This window comes from Actinoplanes sp. NPDC049802 (genome assembly GCF_040656595.1).
Taxonomy (GTDB): domain Bacteria; phylum Actinomycetota; class Actinomycetes; order Mycobacteriales; family Micromonosporaceae; genus Actinoplanes.
Genome location: NZ_JBFAMR010000033.1, coordinates 85,557 through 91,733, shown reverse-complemented (window position 1 = coordinate 91,733; position 6,177 = coordinate 85,557). Strand labels below are relative to the sequence as shown.

5 protein-coding genes and 1 tRNA gene are annotated in these 6,177 nt (G+C 65.4%); 1 reads left to right on the top strand and 5 read right to left on the bottom strand.

All coding sequences use genetic code 11. The features are described from left to right. Nucleotides 1–67 precede the first annotated feature (67 nt). The 5 genes from AB0I88_RS23290 to cmk form a co-directional block, all read right to left on the bottom strand. Complete coding sequence (locus AB0I88_RS23290) at nt 68–1,456, bottom strand: DUF87 domain-containing protein (protein WP_361028097.1); 1,389 nt, start codon at nt 1,454–1,456, stop codon at nt 68–70. Continuing rightward, nucleotides 1,453–2,622, bottom strand: a complete 1,170-nt coding sequence (locus tag AB0I88_RS23285) for a hypothetical protein (RefSeq protein ID WP_361028094.1) — start codon at nt 2,620–2,622, stop codon at nt 1,453–1,455. The genes AB0I88_RS23290 and AB0I88_RS23285 overlap by 4 nt, the downstream gene beginning before the upstream one ends. A 464-nt stretch (nt 2,623–3,086) precedes the next feature. Continuing rightward, nucleotides 3,087–3,163, bottom strand: a tRNA-Pro gene (locus AB0I88_RS23280). Nucleotides 3,164–3,214: 51 nt separating this feature from the next. Further along, nucleotides 3,215–4,651, bottom strand: a complete 1,437-nt coding sequence (gene der / locus AB0I88_RS23275) for a ribosome biogenesis GTPase Der (RefSeq protein WP_361028090.1) — start codon at nt 4,649–4,651, stop codon at nt 3,215–3,217. Beyond that, nucleotides 4,648–5,328: a (d)CMP kinase gene (gene cmk, locus AB0I88_RS23270; protein WP_361028087.1), complete on the bottom strand. Its 681-nt coding sequence runs from the start codon at nt 5,326–5,328 to the stop codon at nt 4,648–4,650. Before cmk ends, der begins: the two co-directional genes overlap by 4 nt. Nucleotides 5,329–5,448: 120 nt before the next feature. On the opposite strand from cmk, the gene AB0I88_RS23265 reads away from it, so the two are divergent. Continuing rightward, complete coding sequence (locus AB0I88_RS23265) at nt 5,449–6,123, top strand: enoyl-CoA hydratase-related protein (RefSeq protein WP_361028084.1); 675 nt, start codon at nt 5,449–5,451, stop codon at nt 6,121–6,123. Nucleotides 6,124–6,177 lie beyond the last annotated feature (54 nt).

Below are 6,177 nucleotides of genomic sequence, written 5' to 3'. Positions count from 1 at the left end.
CAGCCCTCGCCGGACCGGCGACATCGTCGCCGCCGCGCTACACCTGACCCACTACGAATACAAATACCTATCCGGATCTTGTTGAGATCAGGTCAATGTTTCGGGCAGTGTCATTGGTTTCGCTGACGTCGAACACGCTCAGCCGTTGGGCGAACAGGAGATCGTCGATATCAAGATAGTCCGTTCCCCGCGTGGGTCCCCAGTCGAGCATGTTCGACCTGCCGAGCTTGAACAGCTTGCCGCGCAACGTTGACGCGGTGTTCTTCTCGGCGGTGCCGGCCTTGGGGACGAGCGGGATGCCAACACCATTGGATTCTTCGGTAAGTCCATCGATAAGGGTACTGAGGGTATACGGGCGTTCTGTCGCGGAAGGTCGCGACGGTGCCAGCGCTCCCATCCGGCTCGGCTTCGGTGCGTTCTCGGCGTTACGGGTGGCCTGAGCGGTGATTGCTCCCCACATCCGGACTTGGGCTTCGCTGAGTTCAAGGATGTCCGCCACGATCTCGTCCGGCACGGCGGAGATAGGCACCTTGAACGACATCGGATGTGGTGCGTCGGTCATGCCCGCATTCGGGACGTAGACGCGGCAATCCGGAATTCCCCGCGGTAGGCGGGTGGGGTACCGATCACCGAGCGAGGCAGCCAACCGGGCGTCGTCAGTACGTTCATTCATGCGCACGTACTCGCCTTCAACGTCGATGGCGACCACTGCCCAGCCAGCACGCAGGGCCTCTTCCATCAGGACCTGCGTAGTGTTCGATTTCCCTGAGCCCACAGTGCCGAAGATCCCTACGTTGCGCGGCAGGAAACCCTTGCTGGTCGAGTCGGCCTCGACGGCGACCTCGTCGTAGCCAAGGAGCGCGCCGAGTTGCATGTCCCCTTCAAGGCCCAGCATGCGTCTAAGTCGATCGGCCGGATAGATGAAGGTGCGGGAATAGGGTCGAGGTCGCGTAGACGTGGGAAGCACGACGTCCGCTTCAGTGATCTCGCCAAGGATCTCGATGGTGCCGGCCGCGTAATAGGTGGGTCGGAACTGAGTGCGGTCGGGGTGCAAGAGCGTGGTCCGGCTGATTGCGGAGTCCGGTCCAATCTCATGAGGGCTGTGAAATGGCCCCTCGACGACCCGGCCAAGGAAGGTGACACCCTGCTCGACATCCTCAATCCCGACGTATGTGTCTCGACGAAAATGCCGACGTAGTTCTTCCGAGACAAGCACGCCACTGCTCGTGTTGTCCGTTCCCTGGCCGTCAAACGCGACGAAGCCAAGGGTGACGAGCGAGCGCGCTACACTGTCACGTGCCGCCTCCACCTCCGCCTGGTTCGTTGCGGCAGTCTCGTTGTCGATCGGATCCGGTACGACCAGCGGTATTGCCTCAGTCGTCTCCTCGCCAGGCTCGTCAGGGTCAGGTACGTCGGCGTCTTCAGGCGTACCTGTGACACTCTCGCCTTCACTCATCCGCGTGTCCTCCGTGGGTCAAGGTCGGCGATGCCCTGCTCCACACCGAGTTCCATCAGGCGCGCCTCCACGAAGCCGCGGAACTCGGCGCCCTTGAATAGCGTGCGGGCAACATTGTCGGCTAGGTCGATATGAAACGGGAAGCCCCGAGCCGTCACCGCCGCACCTTCGTCAGGCAACCCTCGCGTCCACAGGGCGTCGGCAAGAAACAGTGCAGCGGCCTCGTCAACCCGCTCCCGGTGGCACTCGAGCAGGAAGGGCCGATGCCCGGCCTTGATCAGCACGATCGCGACCTCTGGACCAACCAAGCGGATGAACTTCCGGAAGGTCTCCCGGTCAACATTATTGAAACCGGCCCGGGTCACGCCTTCCTCCTCATTGCCGTCGAGGAAGGTGGTCAGGTCATCGGTCAACGTTCTCAACTCGATAAACTCGCCTGGATCCAGCACAATCGCGGCGTTCAGCACCTCCAAATCTTCTGGACCTTCACTGACGGCGATAAATTTTTGATTCGCGACGTAGCGTCCGACTAGGTCAAACACCGGCGGAAGGTTCTCTTTGGGCTTGCCGACACCGGTTCGGAGTTCGTAGGGGATAAGTTCGCCGTGAATCATCCGCCAATCAGCCTCCTGGCCGAGCAAGATCTGGCGCTCGCCGAACAGCATTAGCGCCCTGCTCGCAAGATTCGAACTGCCGTGAACCTGGCGCAGGTTAGCGAAAAATTCGCGCGCCGTCTCTCCATATGAGGTCAACTCGTGCTCGAACACTCTGGTAACCAGTCGTACCGAGTCACCGGTGTTCGTCACCACCACGACGCCTACCTGAATTTTGGTACCGCTCAGCAGCGGAACAGCAGCTACCGTCCCGTCGGCGGCAGCCACAATGCCCGATCCCAAAAGCGACTTTGCCCATCGCAACGACTCGAGACTGGGTCGGCGGATCCGCCTCCTGAGTTCGGGCTGGTCCGAAAGGATCTCATTGCGTAACTGATCCCGCCGAGCGTGCGCCTCCCGCACCGCGTTGTCAACACGCTCGCGCAACTGGCTAATGTGCTCTTCCAGCTCCATCCATGGCGCGACAGCGAGAATGTCGGCGAGGCTGCGTACATCCCGTCGCACGTCGTTATCGCGCGCCAAATGCGCCTCCCGCAGCCGAATGGAATACAACGAGCATCATGCGGCAACAAAGATCTCAACCGAACGTAGCGCAATGGTTACATAATGTCTAGATGTGGATCGGCGAAGATCACTGACAGGGCATACACCGCCCCGTGAACGAGACGCAAAGCAAGGCCGGACGCAGCAAGCTGCATGAATACCGCACGGCAAGGCGTAGAGCCGCCGCTACTTCGCACGAGCGGATTGGCCGACACGCACAGGCAGCAGCCGTCCGCTGCGGCACCTGCGAAGTGGTCAAGCGCGGCGAACACAAAGCGGGCAAAGAGGACATAACTGCCACGGTTTAGAACCGTTATGCCCGCTTGACGAGTTCTCGACGTGACCACCGCAAGCCGCGGCTGTGACCACGCCCGTGACCACAAGATCCACTAAAGCGACTTTAGCGAGCGATGTCTGTCAATAGAAAAGGCCGCTGACCAGGACTTTCGTCCTCGCCAGCGGCTTCAAAACACTGGTCGGGCTGACAGGATTTGAACCTGCGACCCCTTGACCCCCAGTCAAGTGCGCTACCAAGCTGCGCTACAGCCCGATCCCGCCCGGAACCCCAGCCCCGCGCGACATCTCCTACAGACTAGCAACCTCAACCATGTGCTTTTCCGCGACCCCCCGGCCCCGTCTTCTTGCGCGGCTTCACCGAGATCTCGACGGGCGTACCCTCGAAGCCGAACTCCTCGCGCAGCTTGCGCTCGATGAAGCGCAGGTAGCCGGCGTCGAAGGGGCCGGTCGTGAAGAGGACGAAGCGGGGCGGAGCCACGCCGGCCTGGGTGGCGAAGAGGACGCGCGGGGCGCGGCCGCCACGGACCGGGTGTGGGGTCGCCTGTGTGAGCGCGGTCAGCCACTGGTTGAGGGCGCCGGTGGGGATCCGGGTCTCCCACGACGTCAGGGCGCGGCGGATGGCCGGCGCCAGCTTGTCGACGGCGCGGCCGGTCTTGGCGGAGATGTTCACCCGAACGGCCCAGGTGACCCGTTTCAGGTCCCGGTCGATCTCCTTGTCGAGGTAGAACCGGCGGTCGGCGTCGACCAGGTCCCACTTGTTGAAGGCGATGACGAGCGCCCGGCCGGACTCGATGACCTGGGTGATGACCCGCTGGTCCTGTTCCGAGATGACGTCGCCGGAGTCGAGCAGGACGACCGCCACCTCGGCGGCTTCGACGGCGCCGGCGGTGCGCAGGGACGCGTAGTACTCCGTGCCGGAGGCCTGGTGGACCCGCTTGCGCAGGCCGGCGGTGTCGACGAACTGCCAGATCTCGCCGTCCATCTCGACGAGGCTGTCGACGGGGTCGACGGTCGTGCCGGCGACCGAGTCGACGACCGCCCGTTCTTCCTTGGCGACCCGGTTGAGCAGGCTCGACTTGCCGACGTTGGGGCGGCCGACGAGCGCGACCCGGCGCGGGCCGCGCGGGCCGCCCTCGGTGACCGGGGGTGTCGGCGGCAGCGAGGCGAGGATGTGGTCGAGCAGATCGCCGGATCCGCGGCCGTGCAGGGCGGAGATCGGGTACGGCTCCCCCAGCCCGAGGGACCACAGTGAGACGGCCTCGAGTTCGAGGGTCTGGTTGTCGGCCTTGTTGGCGACCAGGATGACCGGCTTGTGGCTGCGCCGCAGCATCTTGACGGCCGCCTCGTCGACGTCGGTGGCGCCGACGGACACGTCGACGACGAAGACGACCACGTCGGCGGTCTGTACCGCGATCTCGGCCTGGTTGGCGATGGCCGCGGCTCGGTCGCGGGCGTCGGGCTCCCAGCCGCCGGTGTCGACGACGGTGAACCGCCGTCCGCTCCACTGGGCGTCGTAGGGCACCCGGTCGCGGGTCACGCCGGGTTTGTCCTCGACGACCGCTTGGCGGCGGCCGATGATGCGGTTGACCAGCGTGGATTTGCCGACGTTGGGGCGGCCGACGACGGCGACGACGGGCACCGGGCCGGAGAAGGCCTCCTCTCCGGCGGAAGCGGAGGGATCGGAAAACTCGAACCCGCCCTCGAAGTCGTTGAGATCGAGGCCGGCGGGAAGTTCAGTCACTTACTTACCTTGCTGTTGAGTAGACCGAGAAGATGCTGGACGACCTCGTCGATCCCCATGCCCGTGGTGTCGACCTCGATCGCGTCGGAGGCCTGCTTGAGCGGGTCGACGGCACGGCTGGAGTCGAGCTTGTCGCGGCGGGCCAGGTCGGCTTCGGTGGCGGCGACGTCGCTGGAGTCCTCGGCGCTGCGGCGGGCGGCGCGGGCGGCGGCCGACGCGGTCAGGTAGACCTTGAGGTCGGCGTCGGGTGCGACCACGGAGGCGATGTCGCGGCCCTCGACGATGATCCGCGGGTGGGCCGCGATGATGGCCTTCTGGAGTGTGACGAGGTGTTTGCGGACCGCGGGGACGGCGGCGACGGCGGACACGGCGCCGGTCACCTCGGGCCCGCGGATGGGGGCGTCGACGTTGGTGCCGTTGGCGGCGAAGTGCGGCGCCGACGGGTCGGTGCCGATCGACAGTTCGGTCTCGAGTGCGATCTTGGCGATCGCGTCGGGGTCGCTCAGGTCGGCTCCACCCTGAAGGACCGCCCAGGTGATCGCCCGGTACATCGCGCCGGTGTCGAGGTAGACCCCGTCGACAGCGCTGGCCAGCCGCCGGGAAACGGTGGATTTACCCGATCCGGACGGGCCGTCGACGGCCACCACGCACTTCTCCGGCCGTTCCGAAAGCGCCACCGTTCCTCCTTCAGGGGTTCCCATGGCAAACCAACCCTCCCATTGTGCCGGGGCGCGGAGTCATCGACGAACCGGGGCTGGTCCGCTATGTTACCGGCAGGTAACTAAGGAGGCCTGCCCATGCCGACCCTGGACCGCCACGGCGACGTCTACGTCCTCGACCTCGGCGACACCGAGAACCGCCTGCATCCCGACATGCTCACCGCCCTGAACAAGCTGCTCGACGACATCGAGACAGAGGTGCGGACGGCGCCCCGCCCGGCCGCCCTGGTCACGACCGCCACCGGCCGGCACTACAGCCTCGGGATCGACCTCGACTGGCTGGCCGGTCACCCGCAGGAGCGACTCGCCTACGCCATCTCCGTACACGATCTCTTCGCCCGCATGCTGACCCTCCCGATGGTGACCGTCGCCGCGATGCCCGGCCACGTCTTCGCCGGGGGCGCCATGCTGTCGCTCACCCACGACCTGCGCGTCATGCGCGCCGACCGCGGCTACTGGTGCCTGCCGGAAGCGGACATCCACCTGCCGTTCACCCCCGGCATGAGCGCCCTCATCCAGGCCCGCCTCACCCCACAGACCGCACACGAGGCCATGGTCACCGCCCGCCGCTACGGCGGTCTCGAAGCCGCTGAGCTGCACATCATCGACCACGCTGTCCCCGCCGGCGACGTCCTGCCCACCGCGATCCAGCTCGCCGCCTCACTCGCCGGCAAGGCCGGCCCCGCGCTCGGCACGATCAAAACCCGTCTGTACCCCGACGTGCTGCGAGCCTTGAGCTCACCCCGGATCTAGTCGTACGCCGTTCGCGCCCCGCCAAGCGAAAGAGGTGGGGCACCCCACCGGCTC

Bases quoted from the DNA above. Each gene is read 5' to 3' on its own strand.
- AB0I88_RS23290 (WP_361028097.1), bottom strand. From the start codon at position 1,456: ATGAGTGAAGGCGAGAGTGTCACAGGTACGCCTGAAGACGCCGACGTA.
- AB0I88_RS23265 (WP_361028084.1), top strand. From the start codon at position 5,449: ATGCCGACCCTGGACCGCCACGGCGACGTCTACGTCCTCGACCTCGGC.